The sequence below is a fragment of the Actinophytocola sp. genome, from assembly GCF_045807065.1.
Lineage (GTDB): Bacteria > Actinomycetota > Actinomycetes > Mycobacteriales > Pseudonocardiaceae > Actinophytocola.
In genome coordinates this window covers 1-19,198 of the sequence record NZ_JBJMIE010000564.1, presented here as the reverse complement: position 1 = coordinate 19,198, position 19,198 = coordinate 1, and the positions used below count along the sequence as shown (strand labels likewise).

Genomic DNA, 19,198 nt, shown 5'->3' with positions numbered 1-19,198 from the left:
GCGGTTGCGCGGCCGTCGAAAGGGCCGCCGAGAACGCGGGCCACGACGTGGCGGTCCCCTTCGCTCCCGGACGCACCGACGCGCTGGAGGAACAGACCGACGTCGCGTCGTTCGCCGTGCTGGAACCGGTCGCGGACGGGTTCCGCAACTACCGCGGCCGCCGCGCCCGGCTGCCGTCGGAGCACCTGCTGGTCGACCGGGCGAACCTGCTGGACCTGAGCGCGCCCGAGATGACCGTCCTCGTTGGCGGCCTGCGCGTCCTCGGCGCGAACCACCGGCAGTCCGCGCTGGGTGTCCTCACCTCGAGGCCGGGCACGCTGACCAACGACTTCTTCGTGCACCTGCTCGACCCGGGCACGGCCTGGCACCCGGCGTCCGCCGGGACCTTCGAGGGCCGCGACCGGTCCAGCGGCGAGGTCAGGTGGGCCGCGAGCCGCGTCGACCTCGTCTTCGGCTCGAACCCCGAGCTGCGGGCGCTCGCGGAGGTCTACGCGAGCGACGACGCGCGGGAGAGGTTCGTGCGGGACTTCGTGGCCACGTGGGACAAGGTCATGAACCTCGACCGGTACGACCTCGCCGGCTCGGCCGACCGGCGGCGCACCGGGTGTGAACGGTAGCCGTTCGCGGCTGAACGGCAGGCGCCCGCCCTGATCCGCCGGCACCCTTGTCGGTGTCATTCATCGGGCGTAGCGTCCTTCTTGACTGTCGATTTCTCACCCTCGCCGAGGTGATTCCTCAAAAAAGCTCGGCGTCAATTCGGATAACGTTTTTTCCGAAGCGGAGGTGTGCGTCCGTGACAACCACGCAGGAACGATCCGACCTGCTGGACCAACTCGGGTTGAACACGCAGAACAAGGCAACGATCGGCCGGCTGCTGGGCACCGGGAACATCGGACATGCGACCGAGGAACCGGACGGCCGCATGCGCGCGACAATTCGCATCAACCCCGACGAGCTGGCCTGGGATCCCGCGATTCTGGTCATGCCGCACGGCGGCGATATCGAGCTCGAACTCGTCAACGACGACTTGAACACGCACTGCGCGCTCCTGCCGAGCAACGGCGACCGCAAGTTCATCTGGCTGGTGAACCATTCGAGAGGACGGGCGACCCTCAACCTCGACGGGCCGGGCTACTACTGGTTCAGCTCGCCGACGGGCAACGACGAGGGCCGCGGGCTGACCGGGGCCATCGTCGTCCTGGGTGACGCCCCGCCGGAGGCCCGTCTCGACCGTCCAGAACAGCCGCGGCCGTAGGAAGGAGCAGGAGATGACCGTCGAGTACGTGGACGCGGGCGAGGCCGTCGACCAGGGCAGCCTGAGCGGCAAGGTCGCGGGCGGTGAGGTCGCGCCGCCGGTCGTGGCCGGCGTGGACTACGAGCGCATACTCAACGCGCGCGAGGAGCCCCAGAACTGGCTCACCTACTACGGCGCCTACGACGGGCAGCGGTACAGCCCGCTGGACCAGATCAACACCGAGAACGTCAAGCGCATCGGTCCGGCGTGGATCTTCCAGGCCGGCACGACCGGGTTGATCGCGGGCGCGTCGACCTACTCGTTCGAGGCGGCCCCGATCGTCGTGGACGGCGTCATGTTCCTCTCCGGCTGGGACGGCTGGGTGTGGGCGCTCGACGCCAGGACGGGGGTGGAGATCTGGCGGTACAAGCACGCGGTGCCGTTCGACGTGTCCCTGTGCTGCGGCAACGTGAACCGCGGGGTCGCGGTGGCCAAGGGGAAGGTCTTCTTCGTCACGGCGAACGCGCGCGTGCTCGCCCTCGACGCCACCACCGGCAAGCGGGTCTGGGACAGGACCTACGGCGACGTCCGGGCCGGCGAGAGCGCCACGGTGGCCCCGCTGGTCGTGAAGAACATGGTCATCGTCGGGAGCTCCGGCGGCGAGTTCGGCGTGCGTGGCCACCTCGACGCGTTCGACGTCGACACCGGTGAGCACCAGTGGCGCTGCTACACGGTGCCGAAGCCCGGCGAGCCCGGCTCGGAGACCTGGCCGGCCGACGGCGAGGCCTGGGCCCGCGGCGGGGCGAACTGCTGGCTCACCGGCACCTTCGACCCGGAGACGAACCTGCTGTACGTCGGCACCGGCAACCCGGCGCCCGACTTCGACGGCGGCGTCCGCGAGGGCGACAACCTGTTCACCGACAGCATCATCGCCGTCGACGTGGACAGCGGTCAGATCCGCTGGCACTACCAGTGCACCCCGCACGACCTGTGGGACTACGACAGCATCGCCGAGTGCATCCTGTTCGAGAAGGACGGGCGCAAGCTGCTGGGGCACTTCGACAAGAACGGCTACTTCTTCGTGCTCGACCGCACGGACGGCGCACTGGTCCAGATCACCCCCTTCGTGGACCGCATCACGTGGGGCGCGATCACGCGGGACGGCAAGGTGACGGCGAAGATCTACCCGGACAAGGAGGGCGAGCCCGTCCACTTCTACCCCGGCCCCGCCGGCGCCAAGGAGTGGACCCACGCGGCCTACAGCCCGCGGACCGAGCTGTTCTACGTCCCGGTCCAGGACACCGGCGCCACGGCCACCCGGCGGCGCCGGGAGTTCAAGGAGAGCATCCCGTACTGGGGCGCGGGCGTTCAGGTGGACATCGAGGACATGGCGGGTTCCATCAGCGCGTTCGACGCGAACGGCGAGGAGAAGTGGCGCTGGCGCAACGAGCTCCCGATGTGCGCCTCGGTCCTCGCCACCGCCGGTGACCTGGTGTTCGCCGGCGAGCCGTCGGGCGAGTTCAACGCGCTCGACGCCCGCACCGGGGAGCTGCTGTGGCAGTTCCAGTGCGGGAGCGGCCACCACAGCAGCCCGACCACGTACATGGTGGACGGCAGGCAGTACGTCGCCGTGCCGGTCGGGTGGGGCGGCTGGGCGGAGGGTTTCCTCCCCGGCATGCTCGGCGCGGGGCACGGAAGCGCCCTGATCGTCTTCGCCCTGCCCGAACCGTCGTAGGGGCCGAACGAACACCTGTGGGGCGCCGAACCTGGTTCGGCGCCCCACACACGTGGCTTTTCTCACCCGGTCCGAGCTAGTCGCCGAACACCAACGGCAGCGCCGCGGCCGCGATGATCAGGGTGATGCCGCTCAACAGGTCCGAGCGGACCCGGATGAGCCGCGCCGCGACGCGACCGAGCCGCAGCCCGACCAGCGACAGCACCGCCGTCATGAACCCGAAGACGGTGGCCGAGAACCACGGCGAGAGTCCGAGGATGCCCAGGCTGGTCCCGGCGAACAGGTTGTCCAGGCTCAGCGTCAACGGAATGCCGAACAATGCCCACGGGTGGTCCAGCTCCTCCGGCTCGGGATTCCGTAGAGCCACGATGACGAGATAGAGACCGTACACACCGAGCGCGCCCGCCCCCACCCATTCCGCGACGTCCCCGACGGCATCCCCGATCCGCCCCCCGACCAACAACCCGACCAACGGCATGACCGCGTCCCACAAACCGAATGTCAGCGCGATCTGCACCGCCCGCCGCAACCCGAATGGCACGGTCCCCAGCGCGACCGACACCCGGAAATTGTCGAGACTGAGCACGAAACCGAGGACCAGCACTTCCCAGATCATGGCAACGCCCCATCCCGGAGACGCCCGACGCCGACACGAACAATGCTCTCTTGGCGAGCACCCGGCACAGTAGGATATGTTATCGCACATTATCCGCGGGAAACATCCACCATTTCTCCGACCGACGGCAATCGCTCGGCCGTGCGCCCGCCGCGGACATCGGGGCTGGCTCGGCGAGCCCGTCCGCTCCGCACGCCGGCTACCGCGTGGTCGTCATCTGGACCGCCAGCTGGGTCCGGGAGCGGACGCCCAGCTTGCGGTAGGCGCGGCTGAGGTGGGTCTCGACCGTCTTCTCGGTGACGTAGAGCCGTTCGGCGATCTGCCGGTTGGTCAGTGCGTCGGCGGCGAGTGCGGCCACCTGCCGTTCGGACGGGGTGAGGGCGGGGACGCCGGAGACCTGGATGCGGGGTGAGCGGCCGCCGCGGGTGGTCAGCATGTCCTGCAGCCGTTCGGCCAGTGCGGTGGCGCGGCATTCCAACGCCAGCACCGCCGCCTGCCGGAGCGTCTCCCGGCCCTCGCCGCGGGAGCGGCCCTCGCCGCGCGAGCCGTGCCGTGACTGCTGGATCCCCAGGTCCGCGAGTGCCCTGGCGAGCTCCAGCCGGGCCGGGCCCGCACGCAGCAGGTCCACCGCCTCCGCGAGCAACGGCGCGGGGTCGCCGAGTCGTGCGGCGTGGCGCAACGCGACCGCGATGTGGCTCGCCACCCCCAACGACCGGGCGTGGCGCAGCTGCTCCTCGATCAGCGCGGCCGCCCGCGTGCGCTGCCCGAGACCGAGGCACGCCTCGGCCGCGCACAGCCGCCACGGCACCTCCCACACGCCCGTGGCGCCCCACCGTTCGTACGCCGCCCCGCACGCGAGGGCGTCGGCCAGCGCGGCGTCGTGGTCACCCCGCGCCGCGTGCACCCGCATCCGGGCGTCCAGGAGCCACAGGTGCAGTGCGGTGCGTGGTTCCCGAACCTCGGTCAGGTCGCGCAGGACCTCGGCCGCCTCCTCGACGCGTCCCTGTTCGACGAGCAGGTGAGCCGCGGTCGACGCCAGGAGGGGGAGGCCGATGTTGGGTTCCGGCACGGCCTGGGTGCCGATCTCGACGTGTTCGGCCGCCTGCGCGAGATCACCACGCAGGAGGGAGATCCGCGCGAGGTAGGCCCGGATGAACCCCTGCGGGAACAGCTGGCCGCGGTCGACCGCGCCGGTCAGCGCCCGCTGTACCCGCTGTTCGGCCTCCGGCGAGTGGTCGGTGACCATCAGCGTCGTCACCGCGGGCCAGAACCCGGTCCGCTCCGGCGCGAGCCTGTCCCCCGCCAGGGCCGTGCGGGCCAACGCGATCCCCCGCCGCGCGGACTCGCCGGTGAGCACCGCCTCGAGCGAGAGCTGCGCGGCCACCAGGGGGTCCGCGTCGCCGGCGCGGGCGCGGACCCGGGCGAGCACGTCGAGAAGGGCGGACCGGCTGGACAGGTCGGCCCTGGCGAACCCGATCAGCTCCCCGGTCAGCTCCTCCACCAGCCCGGGATCCGCGTCCTCGGGCAGCTCGGCCACGGCCTGGGACAGCAGCGCGAGCGCCGGTCCGGTCTCGCCGCACGCGTTGCGGAACCTGGCCAGGCTGTAGGCACAGCGCGCGCGTTGCGCCGGGTTGTCCGCCAGCGACAGCGCCTCGCTCAGGTGCTCACCGGCGTTCGCGAGCGCCAGCTGGTGCGCCTCGCAGTTGGCGAGCCGCCGGCTGACCTCGGAACGGTACGCGGGCGGCGGCGGCTCCGCCCTGGCCCGGGCCAGGTAGGTCGACGCGCTCTCCGGCGAGCCCTGCAGCCACGCCTGCTGGGCGGCGGCGAGCAGGATCGGGATCCGGTCCTGGTTCGCCGCGGGTGTGGTCCGCAGCAGGTGCGAGGCCACCCGCGCGAGCGGTTCGCCCGCCTGCCGCAGAACCGACGCGGCCCGGTCGTGCTCGGCGTCCCGTTCGGCCAGCGACACCAGGGACAACGCGACGTCCCGGACCACCGCGTGGACGAACGCCGGTGGCTCGGCACGCTCGAAGATGCCGTGCTGGGCGAGCCGTTCCGCGGCCGCGGCCGCGGCCTCCGGTGACACCCCGGCCTGGCGGGCGACCAGCGGGAGGTCGACGTCGTCGCCCAGGACGGCGACGGCCGTGACGACGCGCCGCACGTCCTCGGGCTGGCGTCGCAACCGTGCCGCGACGTACCGCCGGATCGCGACCGGCCCGGCCGCCGCCACGGACATGGCGCCGCCCGCGTCCAGCCGCACGTCGCCGCCGGCCAGCACCCGCAGCAGTTCCCGCACGAACAGCGGGTTGCCGGTCGTGATCCGGTGGCAGGCGGCGCAGAAGTCGTCGGTGGCCGCCGGCCCCAGCTCACGGCGGACGAGGTCGGCGACCGCGGCCTCGCTCAGGTTCCGCAGCTCGACCAGCACGCAGTCGTCGGCCGCCAGGATGTCGTCGAGCAGCCCGCCGTCGTCGTGTTCCGCCGCCCGCGTCGCGGCCACCACCGAGATCGCGACCGACTCCACCCTGCGGGCGAGGAAACCCAGGAACCGCAACGACGGCAGGTCGGCCCACTGCGCGTCGTCGACCATGACCACCAGCGGAGCGCGCTCTGACATCGTGACCAGCAGCCAGTACAGGCCGTTGAGCAGCGCGTAGACCCCACCCGCGGTGTCGTCCGCCGACGCGTCGGCGTCGAAGAGCCCGCGGGTGGCGCCCGCGGACCCGGTGAACAACGCCGCACGCTCACCGGCGTCCCTGGGCAGGGCGGGTTCGACGAACTGGCGGACGACACCGAACGCGAAGTCCCGCTCCAGCTCGGCGCCCCGCGCCGACAACACCGTCAGGCCCGACTCCCTGGCCAGCTCCCGGGCACGGCGGAGCAACGCGGTCTTGCCCAGCCCGGCCGCCCCGTCGACGACTACCACCCGACCGCCCGCACCGGCCGCCACCCCGGCAAAGGCCCCACGCAGCGCGTCGACCTCCCGCTCCCGCTCAACCAGACTTCCGCGCGGCCCCGTCGACTGCATACTCCAGTTCTAGCCCACCGCCGGTCAGACCAGCGAGTCCGTCCCCGCCGATGGGCTCGTGCTCAGGGGACCGCGCCCTCGAAGTCGGTGTAGGACAGGGCCAGCTGGACCACGCTCCGGCCCAGCTGGAGGTCCATCCGCAGGGCCGACAGGAACGTCCGAACAAGGAGTACCCCTCCGAACAATTCCGGCTGTGCGTCCGCCACCTTCTGTGTGACGAAGGGCGCCATCATGGCGACGCCTGCGGCGCACATGTTCTGTACCCCCTTCACTCCCACCAGGGCGCCGAACTGCTGGCCAGTGATCTCCGGGTGGTCCTCGCTGACCTGCAGGCCCAGTGACACGAAGCCGAGCACCAGCAGCAGTACGCCGTACCCGCTCTCCACGAACCGGGTCACGTCCGCTACCCCGTAGGAGGCGGCCGCCACGCGGAAGGACAGGGCATCGTCCGCGATGGGCGGTGGGTCTGGCAGCGGGATGTCGGGGGTCGGTGGGCTCGGATCTGCCGGACGCACGATCTCCCGGATCGTGCCGAGCGCGGGTGGGACGATCCCCAGCACGGCGATCGCGATGTCGAGGTTCTCCCGGTCGCTGCGCTTCTTCTTGGCCAGCAGGCCCACCCCGATCAGGCCGACGACGTAGCCCGTCCAGTCCAGCGCCAGCTTGACCAGCCGGACCGGCCGCGGTGACGCCGCGCCCGTCGGGTCGAGCACGCTGGCATCGAGCGCGGTGGACAGCAACACGTTGGGCACTCGCAGAATTGCGTTCACCAGCGCGAACACCTTGCCTGCCTGCACCTGGGCATCAGGTGTGGCCGCGGCGGCGAGGCGCGCCGGTTGGGCGGACAGCGCGGTCACCGCCTCGTCCCAGGTCCTCGCGGTGCGGACCGCCTCGATCTGCCGGGCGGCGAACAGGTTTGCGTGGTCGGGCAGGAGTGCCTTGCCCACGATGGTCGCGGGGACGGCGCCGAGCAGGCAGATCAGGTCGATCAGCGTCAGCTGGCTGCCGTCGCCACGACAGATGACCTTCTCGTACAACGGTGTGAGCACCGGGATGTCCCAGCGGGTGGTGAGCACCGCCTTGACGGCCTTGACCACGAGGATGCCCGCGTCGATGACCGTCAGCGTCATGTTCTCGAGGGTGTCCAGCACCGCGATCCCGATGATCTCGGCGACGGCCTCGACGATCTCGCCGAGCGTCCGGGTGCCGAGCCCGTCGGCGAACAGCGCGCGGAACTGCTCGCCCATCTGCCGCAACACCGCGATCTCCTCGTCGACGACCGTGACCAGCAGGTCCCCCGGGTCGTCGGGGACGTACTCACCGGGCGTGGCCTGGCCGAGGTTGCCGCCCAGCTGGTGGGTGCCCCAGCTGGTCTGGGGAGACTCCAGTGCCTTGCGGTGTTCCGCGCTCGGCTGGGCGGTGTCGCGGCCCACCCGCTTGGCGAAGATGTCCGATGAGCTGTCCACGACCAGCTTGTCGTCGACGAAGGACCGGCGGAGGGTGCCGAACCAGTCGTCGACGGACTTCTTCGACTCGGCCAGTTGCTGGGTGACGTGGTCGAACGAGAGGGTGACGATCTTCGTCAGCACCCGGTGGTTGGCCAGGATGTCGTCCCAGGAGAACAGGAAGCCCAGCCAGTCGATCAGGTCCTCGAGGGTGATGCCCAGCGTGTGCTCGAGCACCCAGTCGATCGCCGCGACCGCCTGGTGCGCGAACTCGATCACTGCCTCGTACATCTGGTCGCCGACCCACACCACGAACTTCCAGGCAGCGGAGTCCTCGATCTCCCGCACGAGGAAGTCCGTCACCTTCCGCGTCCCGCCGCGCAGCGCCGTGAGGAGGTCGCCGACCGAGACGTCGACCCAACCGTCCATGATTCCCCTGGCGGCGACGGTGCCCGCGGCGGCCACAGTGGACGGTCGAGCGGACTCCCGGCGGGACAGGTCGTCGTGCACCCCCATCAGCTGCCGGACGCCGCCCACCGCCTTCTCGCGCGTCGCGGGGTCCGGCTGGGTGTCGAACAGTGGCTTTCCGTTGTTGCGCTTGGCATTGATGATCGTGTCGCTGCCGAACCCGCGCAGCGTCTCCTTGGTGTCGGCGCCGGGGTCGGCGGTGAGGGCCACGACGCCGTCGAGGTGGACGGTGTAGACCGGTGCGCTCAGGTCCACCGTCTCCAGCACGATCGTGACCACACCCTGGGCGTCGGTCGTGGCCGGCTTCGGCGTGCCGGCACGCAGGGCGTAGTAACGGCTGTTGACCAGCGCCGCGCAGTCCCGGTCGGGCTCGAGCAGGACCTCCTTGTCGCGCACGGGATCACCGCGCTCGTCGGTGACCACGATCCGGGTGGTGTAGGTCTGTAGCGGCAGGACCTCCTTCCTGGTGTGCAACGAGACGGTCTGGTGCCGCCACAACGCGGTCTGCGGATCCTGCGTGAGCATCCGGAAGCCGCCGTCGGACCCACCGAGCGCCATCGCCACACTGCTGCGTTCGTGTTCGGCGGCGACCTGGACGCGGTATGCCGACAGGGCGGTGACCTCGGTCTCCAGCAGGAGCGGCTGCTGCCAGGCGAAGTCCCCACCGGCCACGGGGCGGCTGCCCTCGACGTACACCAGCGTGTCGCGCGTGTCGATCGCCCACACGCTGAGCTGCGCGCCTTTCTGGTCGGTGGCGACGAGGAGGTCACGTACACCGCTGACGTGCTTGCTGTCCATCAGGTTCTCGGTGGGCAGGTGTGAGCTGGCCTGCCTGTCGGCGGGGTAGCGGCAGACACCGTCGCCGCCGACGTAGAGGTCCGTGGTTCCGTCGGGGTTGGCCACGGTGGCCAGCGCCGCGGCGGCCAGCCCGTCCGGCAGGTCGAGCTCGACCGTGTCGAACATCAGCTCACCGTCGAACTCCACCGGCAGCGTGGTGAACACCAGGCTGTGCAGGGTGGCGAGCTCGAACAGCGAGTAGATGCCCGTGCCGAGGTCGCGGTGCTGACCGACCGCGACGGACACGCACCTGGTCGCGTCCTGCGGCAACGGAACCGGTGTCGAGGACCAGCTGCCGGCCGGGTCCGGGTTGATCTGGTGGTACTCGACCCGGTCCCGCTCGTCGAGCGTGACCACGACGCTGAACGGCGTGCCGTCCCGGCTGTCGCCGACGAGGATGTCGGTGACGGTCAGGTTGTCGGGAATCCGCCGCTCGGTCAGCCCGGCGGCAAGCCGTGACCAGTCCTTCGTGGACTCGGTGTTGGCCATCCGCTCGCTGACGTAGACCCGGGACGGGCGCCCGGGGCCGGCGGCCGCGGCCAGCACCAGCGAGATCCGGCCGTCGGGTGCCTGGGACACGGCGAAGGAGTGCACGACCGGTGTCGTCCCCAGCTCGGGCACGGCGGTGAGGGGTTTGGTGAGGTCCAGCTCCTCCCAGCCGGTCGCGCTCGTCGCGGACGGCAGGGTGAGGCTGAGCCGGTGCTCGTTGTTCAGGGTGAACAGGAGCGGTGAGTGGGTGTTCGAGTAGACGGTGCGCAGGCGGCGCTGGGCGCTGAGCGCGACGCCGGGCACGTGGTTGGTCATCAGCTGGGAATGCGCGGTGACAGGCATGGGTACGGCTCCGCTCTCAGGATTTCTGGGAGGCGCCGAACAACAGGTCCCCCTCGGTGTTGAAGATCGGGCGCACCAGGCCGAGCTGGGCGCCGCCGGGGAACACGAACGGCGTCAGGTTCAGGTTCTGGGCGACCGCGGTCGCCACCTCGCCGCCGATCGCCTCGTCCAGCGCGGCCCGCACGATGTCGTAGACCGTCTTGTCCAGCGTGTCGGCGACGCTCTCCCAGATCGAGCTGGTCCCCTCCGACCTGACGATGAGGTGCCCCATCGGCATGTCGTACAGGGTCGTCGGGTCCGGCTGCGGGTAGCTGGACGACGCCGTCACCTGCAGCCGGCCGTCCACGACACCGGCCATGGTCACGGTCACCGTGAGCGGGACGTGGTACCAGACGTGGAAGGACGTGCTGGTCGCGTGCCCCTCGATGCCGTACCAGTGCGTGAAGTCGACGTCGAAGTCGACCACGCGGGTGATGACCAGCCGGTCCGTGCCGGGTGTGTGGGTCACGGACACGTCCCAGCTCATGGTCGTCACGACGTCGTCGTTGCTGAACGTGTTCGTCCTGTGTGACTTGCCGGTCTGGTTCCGGCAGTTCCAGACGAGACCGCCGTTCAGCGCGCCGAGCGAACCGGTGCGGTCCTTCTTGACCAGGTCGAGGCCGTCGTCGGTGTTGCCCAGCTCCCAGTACCTGGTGACGATCGGGCTGAGGTGGCGGGCGAGGAAGTCGTCGATGAACAGGCTCCGCGCCATCGCCATCGCGCCGAACCAGCCGTCCTTCGCACCGTCGTCCGGCAACACGAAGTTGCCCCACCACGGTTGTGTGTTGCGGGGAAGCGGCTCGCGCCCGGTCATCATCAGGTACAGCAGGCAGTCCCGCTTGCCGTCCGCGGGGTCGGGCTTCTCGGCCGTGTACTTGTTGGTGACGAAGTCGAGGCTGGCGGGTGGGAAGCTGGCGACCGGGTCGTGCCACTCGGGCACGGTGACGCCGTAGCCGAGGACGTGCCCCTTCGCCTGCCTGATCCAGTCCAGGTACGTGGCGAGGTAGGTGCTGAACGCGGACCGCGCGCTCGGCGGCATCTTCGGGGGGAACACCGTGCTCGCGGTGTCGTACTGGGCCAGGTCGGCTTTCTCCAGGTCCAGGAACAGCTCGTTGATGGTGAAGGACCCCGGGGGCAGGCCGGCCGCCAGGTCCTGGACGTCCTTCGGCAGCTCGCCGTGGTCCTTCACGTCGACACCCGCCTTCGCGAGGTCGACCAGGAAGCCGACGGTCAACCCGGCGATGTCGCACGTGCTGAGTACCGGCGGGATGGCCTGGACGTCGTAGTAGTCCATCTGCCCGGCGGAGAAGGTGACGGTGAAGACGACCTTGCCCACGGATCCGGGCACCGACACCGTGATGCCCAGCGCCGAGACCGTGCCCTCGAGCCAGAGCTGGCCCTTGTCGTTGATGGGCAGCCGGACCTTCTTCAGGCTCGCGCCGGTGGTGGTGTGGCCGGTGCGCAGCAGCACGTCCAACCGGTAGGCGAGATAACTCTGCGGTAAGGCGAGGATGGTGTGCACGCCCTGCATCCGGGTGGCTTCCTTGCCGTAGGGGTTGTCGGCCATGGTCTCCGTCCTGGCTGGTGGGCAGGCCGCGACACCGGGTCCGGAGCCGTGCTCCGCCGGGGAACGAGCCTGGATGGATGCCAGAGACGTTAGGTCCGCACGGGGCCCGCGGTCGTTAGGGGAACCCCGCACACACCCCCCTGATGTTTTCCGTGCGCCCCCTCGTGCGGTCAGAGCGTTGATCTCGAACTTGATCTGGACCGGGCGGGAGCCGGGACGGAAAGTGCGGCCACAAGGGCATCGTGCGGGGCACGATCGACGGAATTGTCGGGACGAGTCCGCGATGGGGCGATTCCTCAGCTTCAGCCGCGCCTACCGCGAGCTGGTGTCCGCTCCCGCGCCCAGCCGGCGGTCCAGATGGAACGGCGATCGCCCGGGATCCTCATAGGACAGTCGGCACCGCAACTCGTCTCCGTACGGCTCCTCCACCAGCAGGGCGGTCGCTTACTCACGCCAGGTCGGGAGAGGTGACAGTCACGTCTGGGAGGCCGCGTCGGTCTGGTCGAACTCTCGGCGTATGCGCCGCGCCTGGTGTCGGGCGGTCAGGGCCGCTTCGGTGTCGCCGGCCGCGGTGCAGACGTCCGCTATGTGGTCGAGGGTTTCGGCCTCCCGGTAGAGGTCGCCCACGTCGTGGATGATGCGCAGGGCCTGTTGGTAGCAGGCCCTGGCGCGCGGGTGGTCGTGGCGGAGTTGGTGGTGGATGTAGCCCAGCGTGTCCCACACGCTGGCCTCCGTCCACTCGACACCCGCCGCCTGCGCGAGCTCCAGGGCCCGCTCGCTGTGGCGCAGCGCCTGGTCGTGGTCACCGAGCAGGGCGTAGCACCAGCCGAACGAGCCGGCGTTGTTCGCCCGTCCGACGTCGTCCTCCCGCACCGTGTCCGCCTGTTCGAGGTGGTGGATGGCTTCCTCCAGCCGTCCCTGCTGTGTCATGAGCTCGGCCAGGTCGCGGTGCACGTTGGCCCATTTCTTGCTGTCCCCCGTCTCGGCGCAGAGGTCCGCGGCGGCGGTGTAATGCGCACGCGCCTCCTCGTACCGGCCGCGCCTGGTCTCGGCCAGTGCCAGGTCCCGCAGCGTGTGCACCTGGCCGTCACGGTCGCCCGTGCGTCGTGCCGCTGCCAGGCCCACCGTCTGCGTCTCCGCCATCTCCGACCACAGGCCCTGCTGGTTGAGGTAGGTGGTCATGCTCCTGGCGAGCTGCCACGCGTGGGCGTCGAAGCCCGCGCGGGCGGCCGCGGGCACCATGTCCCGCAACACCGGGTGCTCCACCGCGAACCACCGTCGCGCCTCGCCCGCGTCGCGCGGGGGATCCAGGACCACACCGTCGGCGGCGGGCACCGGGAAGATGGGCGCGCGTTGCGGGTTGAGCAACGTGGCCGCGGTGTCGGCCATGTGGAGGTAGTGGTCGAGCTCCCGGCGCAGTGCCGCGCCCCGGTCACGTTCCGGGTCCAGCTCCTCCGCCAGGTCACCGGCATAGGCACGCAGTAGGTCGTGCAGTGTCCAGCGACCGGGCAGGTGCTCGACGGCCATGTGCATGGTGGTGAGCTCGGCCAACGAGTCCAGCACGTCGGTGACCGGCACGCCGGCGAGACTGGCAGCGGCGGCAGCGGCGAGGTCGGGCCCGACGTGGAGGCCGAGCAGCCGGAACAACCGCGCGGCGGGCGGTGTCAGCGCGCGGTAGGACCACGAGAACACCGTTGTCAGGTCCGTCCTGGCGTCCCCCGCGGTAAGCGTCCTCAACGCGGTGCCACCAGCGAGTTGGGTGGCGAGCACGGCGAGCGACTGGTCGGGCCGAGCGGCGGCGTGGGCGGCCACGACGGCCAGGGCGAGCGGCAACCGGGCGCAGGAGCCGATGACGGTGTCGACGACGGCGGGTTCGGCGGCGACGCGGCCGCTGCCGAGCCGGTGCACGAGCAGTTCCCGCGCCTCCGCGACGGTGAGCAGGTCGACCGGTATCCCGATGGCGCCCTGCGTCACGACCAGGCTGAGCAACTGGTTGCGGCTGGTGATGATCGCGAGGCAGCCGGCGACGCCGGGCAGCAGCGGCCGAACCTGCTCGGCATCCCGCGCGTTGTCGAGCAGCACCAGCACACGCCGGTCGTGGAGCAGGCTGCGGTACAGGCCGACCTGCGCCTCGACGCCGGCGGGCACCCGCTGCGGCGGCACCCCCAACGCGTCGAGGAGGTCACGCACGGCGTCGGCGGGAGACGCCGCTTTGCCGCTCGGGTCGAACCCGCGGAGGTTGACGTGCAACGCACCGTCGGGGAACGCGTCCCGCACCTGGTGCGCCCACCGCACCGCCAGCGCGGTCTTCCCCACTCCGGCCGTGCCCCACAGCACGGCCACGACGGCGGCGGTCGGCTCACGGTCCACCAGTGCCAGCAGTTCGTCGAGCCGTGCCAGCTCGGCGGCGCGGCCGGCGAACCCGACGATGTCCAGCGGCAGCTGGGCGAGGGTGACGTCCCCGGACCTCGACCGGTCGGTGTGCACGGCGGCGTCTTCCGCATCCTCGACCGGTTCGGCCGGCTGCTCGCCACGCAGCACCGCCTGGTAAGCCTCCCGCAGCTGTTGGCCGGGGTCGATGCCCAGCTCCGCCACCAGTCGCTCCCGGGTACGCCCGTACCAGTCCAACGCGTCGGCGCTGCGGCCGGACACGTGCAGCGCCCGCATCAGCGCCGCGACCAACGACTCCGCCAGCGGGTAGCGCCCCACCGACTCGACCAGAGGCGCGACCGTGGCGGAGGCGTTCCCCACCTCGAGCTCCGCCCACGCCCACGCCACCAGGGCATCCAGCCGTTCCTGCTCCCAGGCGGCCCGCAGCCCGGCCACCCAGTCACCCGTCAGGTCGGACACCGGCTCGCCACCCCAACCGCGCACGACCGCACGCAGCAGCTCCACCCGCCGGCCGGGCGGGCACCTGCCGCCGGCCTGGGCCACCAGGCCGCGGAGGTGGTGCACGTCGACCCGGTCCGGCTCGACGTCGAGGACGTAGCCGCGTGAGCGGCGCGGCACGTCCAGCAGGCCGGCCAACCGTTGCCGCAGCCGGGCGACGTAGACGTACAACGCGTTCCTGCTCCGCAGCGGCGGCTCCTGCCCCCACACCCGGTCGATAAGCGTCTCCAGCGAGACGACGTGTCCCGCGTCCACCGCCAACGCGGCCAGCACGCACCGCTCGCGCGGGGGGCCCAACTCCACCCGCCGGCCGGCCGCCAACACCTCGACCGGTCCCAGCAACTGGATACGAACACCGCGGGAACTTTCGTTCACAACCGCGCACCACCTGGATATTTAAGAAACTTGCAGGAATTCTCCCACCACCATGCCGACATTCTGTAACCACAGCAAGGCCCACGGCCCACCCGCCACAGCGTGAGGAGGAAGGGTGCACCAAAAACCGACTCGTCGTAGTTCCTGAGCGCCGGTCCCCTCGGCAGTGGCAGACGCCACGCCGCTGTCACTGAGCCGCGACAAATGACCACGACGGGATCGACCGCCCGCGGCGGGAGGCCAGCGCGAGAAGGGCCGCGCTGAATGGGGGAAAACAGCCGGATCGTTCCCGCGCAACGGGAACGATCCGGCTGCTGGCCGACAATTCAGTGCGTGAACTGGACCCGCTTCGCGGGCACCTGACCGAGGTGCGACGGTCAGCCCTGCTGGTCCCGCAGGATCGCGGCCCCGGCCGCCGGCCGCAGGTACCCCGCCGCGACATCGCCCACCACGACACGAACGACGGCGTCCCCAAAACAGGCCGCCGCCCAGTTCGCCGGTGAGCTGGCGACCGGCGGCTACCTGGAACGAGTTCCCGCCGCCGGCGCAACCACCGCACAGGCCCGCGGAGCCGCGGACTGCTCGCTCAAGGCCGGACCTGTGCGCTGCCTCGGATCGGTCCCGGTGGCGACGAACCACCGGCTGACCCCGGGCCGATATCGAGGACGCCGGGCACCGCGCTGGTCTGGATGACCGGGATGGCGCGGCGGCGGCACGACAAACGCTGGGCGGGCCGCCTGCCCTCAGAGTGTGGTGATGAGGCCTCCGTCGATGGTGAGGTCCGCGCCCGTGACGTTGCCGGCTCGGTCGCTCGCCAGCAGGAGGACGAGGTCGGCGATCTCGTCGGGGCGGGTGAACCGGCCCGTTACCGAGCCGGCGGCGGCGTTCTCGGCGACGGCGTCCGGGTCCTGGCCGCTTGCCCGTCCGACGGTGGCCGCGACGCCGTCCGCGCCGAGCCAGAGGTCGGTGGCGACGGGGCCGGGGCTGATCGTGTTCACCCGGATCCCGTGTGGGCCGACCTCTTTGGACAGTGACTTGGCGAAGTTGGTGAGGGCCGCCTTGGCCGCGCAGTAGTCGATGACGGCGGGGTCGGGTAGGAACGCGTTGACCGAGCTGATCGTGACGATGGTGCCGTGGCCGGCGGCGAGCATCGCGGGCAACACCGCCCGGGTGGTGCGTACCGCGGCGAGCAGGTTGAGCGTGATCGAGTGGAGCCACTGCTCGTCGGTCACGTCGAGGAAGCCGGTGAGTCGTGGGGTCACGGCGCCGACGTTGTTGACGAGGATGTCGAGCCTGCCGAGCTCCAGCGCGGCGGCGGCGAGGTCGGCGGCCCCGGTCGGGCTCGACAGGTCGACCCGCACGGGCCGCACCTGGCCGGTGGCCGCCAGCGCGGCCAGTTCCTCGGTCGTGGTGCGGGCGCCGGCCACCACCCGGACGCCCTCCTCGGCGAGGGCGCGGGTGGTGGCCAGGCCGATTCCCTTGCTGGCGCCGGTGACGACGGCGACCTTCCCGGTGAGTCCCAGGTCCATGGCTCAGCCGCGGTGGTTCTCGAGCCAGGTGAGGACGGCGTCGGCGACCTCGCGCCAGCCGCTGTCGACGGTGAGGGAGTGGCCACGGCCCTCGAACTGGCGCAGCTCCGTCACGGCGGTCGAGTCGCGGTACTGCCTGAAGGTCGACCGGGTGACCACGTCGGGCACGGTGTGGTCGGCGGTGCCCGAGACGAGCAGCAGCGGTCCGCGGGTGTCGTTGCCGGTGTCGACCTTCGCCTGGGAGTGCAGCACGAAGTTGGCCGCGGCGGCCTGGAACAGCGGCCGGGCGGGTGAGGGAATGGTCCACTTCTCGTGGAGCAGGTCCGACTCCTCCTCGGTGAGGGCGTTGCCGAAGCCGAAGCGGAACTCCTTGCGCGTCAGGGACACGGCCTTGTGCAGGTTGGCCGGGTTGCCCAGCGCGGGCAGGCCGGCACGCAGCTGCGCGAGCGGGAGCGGCAGGACGCCCTTGATCTGCGCCGGGTCGATGGCGACGCCCGCCGCCCCCACGCCCTGGCCGAGCAGCTTCTCGGTGACCAGCCCGCCGAACGAGTGGCCGACGATGACCGGGGGCGCGTCGAGGGCGGCGTTGATCTTGGCGTTGTGGTCGGTGACGTCGTCGTTGCTCAGGTTCGCGACCAGCTCCGGGTGCTGCCGGGCCTCCTCGACGGTGGCCGGCTCGTTCGGCCAGCCGGGCGCGACCGGCTCGTAGCCGGCGTCGCGGAACAGGTCCAACCAGGGTCCCCAGCTGGTGGCGTGCAACCACAGTCCGTGGATGAAGACGGCGGGTACGGCTGGTGCGGTCATGAGTCTCTCCTCGGTGGGTGGGTCAGTCGCCGCTGAAGCGTTGCTCGCGCCAGGGGTCGCCGTAGTTGTGGTAGCCGTGCCGCTCGTACCAGCCGGGCCGGTCCTGGCGGCTGAGGGTGATGCCGCGGACCCACCTGACGCTCTTCCACAGGTAGAGGTGCGGGACGAGCAGCCGGGCCGGGCCGCCCTGCTCGGGGCGCAGGTCGTGCCCCTCGAAGGCGGTGGCCAGCCAGGTCGGCATGTCGAGCAGGTCCTCCAGCGGCAGGTTGGTCGTGTAGCCGCCGTAGGAGTCCACGAGCGCGTACGTGGCGGCGGTGGTCACGCCGTCGAACAGCGTCCGGACCGGCACGCCGGCCCAGTGGGTGTCGAGCACCGACCAGCCCGTGACGCAGTGCAGGTCCGCGACGACGTGCTCGCTCGGCAGTGCCCGGATCGCGGACCAGTCCCAGCGCCGGACCGCCCCGTACTCGGTGACGACGGAGAACTGCCACTCCGTCGCGCCCACGCGTGGCGGGGCGTCGACGCGGACCGTGGGGAGGTCGGCGATCAACACCTGTCCCGGCGGCAGTTCGACCGGCGAGCCCTGTGGCATTGCGGCCCTCTCCTCGGTCACGGCCCCCGGTGTCAAGGCAACACCGGGCCGGCGGGCCGCGTCCAAGACCTGTTTGGCACTGATCGATAACCCGGCTAGCGTGAGCCGTACGGCACACTCGCCGCGTGAGGCGATGTCGGGGGTCGTGGGAGGCTGGCATGGACCTCGACCTGCGGTTGGTGCGGTACTTCGTCACGGTCGCCGACGAGCTGCACTTCGGCCGGGCCGCGGCCAGGCTCTACATCTCCCAACCCGCCCTCTCCAAGCAGATCCGCAAGCTCGAGCAGCAGCTCGGCGTGTCGCTGCTCGTGCGCGACAGCCGCCACGTCACGCTGACCCCGCGGGGCAAGCGCTTTCTCGACGAGGCACGCGCGCTGCTCGCCATCGCCGAACGCATGCAGCGCGAGCACCAGCCGGACGTCCTCCGGATCGCCCACATCTTCGAGCTCGACACCAGCCGCGTCGTCGCGGACGCCTACACCGCGGCCCGCGGGGACATCCGGCTCGTCGAGCGCGCACTGGACAGTGTCGGCCAGTTCCACGCCCTTCTCGACGGCCTGCTCGACGTCGCGATCATGCGCGTGACCCCGAGGCTGGTCGCCGAGCACCCGACCGGCTGGCGGCACCGGCTGCTGCGTCTGGAACCCATGCGACTGGTCGCCCGACCCGGCGACCCACCCCGCGAGACGGTGTCACTGCACGAACGCCCGATCGAGGTCTTCGGCGACGCGCCGGGCTCCGGCCTCTACAACGCCCACGGCGAGTACCTCACGGCGTTCGAGGGGGAGACCGGCGTCGCGCTGCGCTGGCTGGGCACCCCGGGTGCGTTCAGCCACTGCCTCGCCGCGCTCAACCGCGCGCAGGGACAGGCGTTCCTCTTCGAGTTCGGCAGCTATGCCGACAAGTACGCCCTCGCCGGGGTCCCGGTCCACCGCCCGGCCGAGCTCCAACCCCACTACCCGTGGTCACTCGCCTGGCGGGACGAACATCTCCCGACCGCCGTCAGCGACTTCCTCGACATCGCCGTCGACACCGCGCACCGCCGGGGCTGGCGACAGTTCGACCCGGACGCCGCGCCTGGCTGGCTGCCCGCGGACGACCCGGTGACCGCCGAGATCACCCGATCCGACGTTCCTCCCCCCGCTCGACACGAACCGCGCCTCGACAGTTCGCCCTAGCCCGGTCCCGAGGAGGCGCCGCCGGTGATCGTCACCG

General features: G+C 71.0%; 12 protein-coding genes. 4 read left to right on the top strand and 8 right to left on the bottom strand.

The features are described 5' to 3' along the window. The 3 genes from ACJ73U_RS33095 to ACJ73U_RS33085 form a co-directional block, all read left to right on the top strand. Positions 1 to 617, top strand: a 617-nt coding sequence (locus tag ACJ73U_RS33095; protein ID WP_407781676.1) for a peroxidase family protein, incomplete at its 5' end; no start/stop codon positions are given. A 176-nt stretch (positions 618 to 793) separates the two neighbouring features. Further along, positions 794 to 1,255: an MSMEG_3727 family PQQ-associated protein gene (locus ACJ73U_RS33090; protein ID WP_407781675.1), complete on the top strand. Its 462-nt coding sequence runs from the start codon at positions 794 to 796 to the stop codon at positions 1,253 to 1,255. A 13-nt stretch (positions 1,256 to 1,268) separates the two neighbouring features. After that, positions 1,269 to 2,969, top strand: a complete 1,701-nt coding sequence (locus ACJ73U_RS33085) for a PQQ-dependent dehydrogenase, methanol/ethanol family (RefSeq protein WP_407781674.1) — start codon at positions 1,269 to 1,271, stop codon at positions 2,967 to 2,969. 76 nt (positions 2,970 to 3,045) lie between these two features. Here ACJ73U_RS33085 and ACJ73U_RS33080 read toward each other — a convergent pair whose 3' ends face one another. From ACJ73U_RS33080 to ACJ73U_RS33045, 8 genes are all read right to left on the bottom strand, one after another. Continuing rightward, entirely contained in the window at positions 3,046 to 3,585 is a 540-nt protein-coding gene (locus ACJ73U_RS33080; protein ID WP_407781673.1) for a manganese efflux pump MntP family protein, read from the bottom strand. A 199-nt stretch (positions 3,586 to 3,784) separates the two neighbouring features. Beyond that, the gene (locus tag ACJ73U_RS33075) at positions 3,785 to 6,607 is read right to left on the bottom strand and encodes an ATP-binding protein (protein ID WP_407781672.1); all 2,823 of its coding nucleotides are present in this window, start codon (positions 6,605 to 6,607) and stop codon (positions 3,785 to 3,787) included. 62 nt (positions 6,608 to 6,669) lie between these two features. After that, positions 6,670 to 10,188: a hypothetical protein gene (locus ACJ73U_RS33070; RefSeq protein WP_407781671.1), complete on the bottom strand. Its 3,519-nt coding sequence runs from the start codon at positions 10,186 to 10,188 to the stop codon at positions 6,670 to 6,672. 16 nt (positions 10,189 to 10,204) lie between these two features. Further along, positions 10,205 to 11,794 carry a hypothetical protein gene (locus ACJ73U_RS33065; protein WP_407781670.1) on the bottom strand — a complete coding sequence of 530 codons (1,590 nt, stop codon included), beginning with the start codon at positions 11,792 to 11,794 and terminating at the stop codon, positions 10,205 to 10,207. 474 nt (positions 11,795 to 12,268) lie between these two features. Further along, positions 12,269 to 15,058, bottom strand: a complete 2,790-nt coding sequence (locus ACJ73U_RS33060; protein ID WP_407781669.1) for an AfsR/SARP family transcriptional regulator — start codon at positions 15,056 to 15,058, stop codon at positions 12,269 to 12,271. 743 nt (positions 15,059 to 15,801) lie between these two features. After that, positions 15,802 to 16,587 carry an SDR family NAD(P)-dependent oxidoreductase gene (locus ACJ73U_RS33055; protein WP_407781668.1) on the bottom strand — a complete coding sequence of 262 codons (786 nt, stop codon included), beginning with the start codon at positions 16,585 to 16,587 and terminating at the stop codon, positions 15,802 to 15,804. Between the two features lie 3 nt (positions 16,588 to 16,590). Continuing rightward, positions 16,591 to 17,391, bottom strand: a complete 801-nt coding sequence (locus tag ACJ73U_RS33050) for an alpha/beta hydrolase (protein WP_407781667.1) — start codon at positions 17,389 to 17,391, stop codon at positions 16,591 to 16,593. A 22-nt stretch (positions 17,392 to 17,413) separates the two neighbouring features. Continuing rightward, positions 17,414 to 17,983 carry a molybdopterin-dependent oxidoreductase gene (locus ACJ73U_RS33045; protein ID WP_407781666.1) on the bottom strand — a complete coding sequence of 190 codons (570 nt, stop codon included), beginning with the start codon at positions 17,981 to 17,983 and terminating at the stop codon, positions 17,414 to 17,416. A gap of 158 nt (positions 17,984 to 18,141) precedes the next feature. Between ACJ73U_RS33045 and ACJ73U_RS33040 the strand changes: the two genes are divergently transcribed. After that, positions 18,142 to 19,161, top strand: coding sequence for a LysR family transcriptional regulator (locus tag ACJ73U_RS33040; protein WP_407781665.1), 1,020 nt, complete (start codon positions 18,142 to 18,144; stop codon positions 19,159 to 19,161). Positions 19,162 to 19,198: the final 37 nt, after the last annotated feature.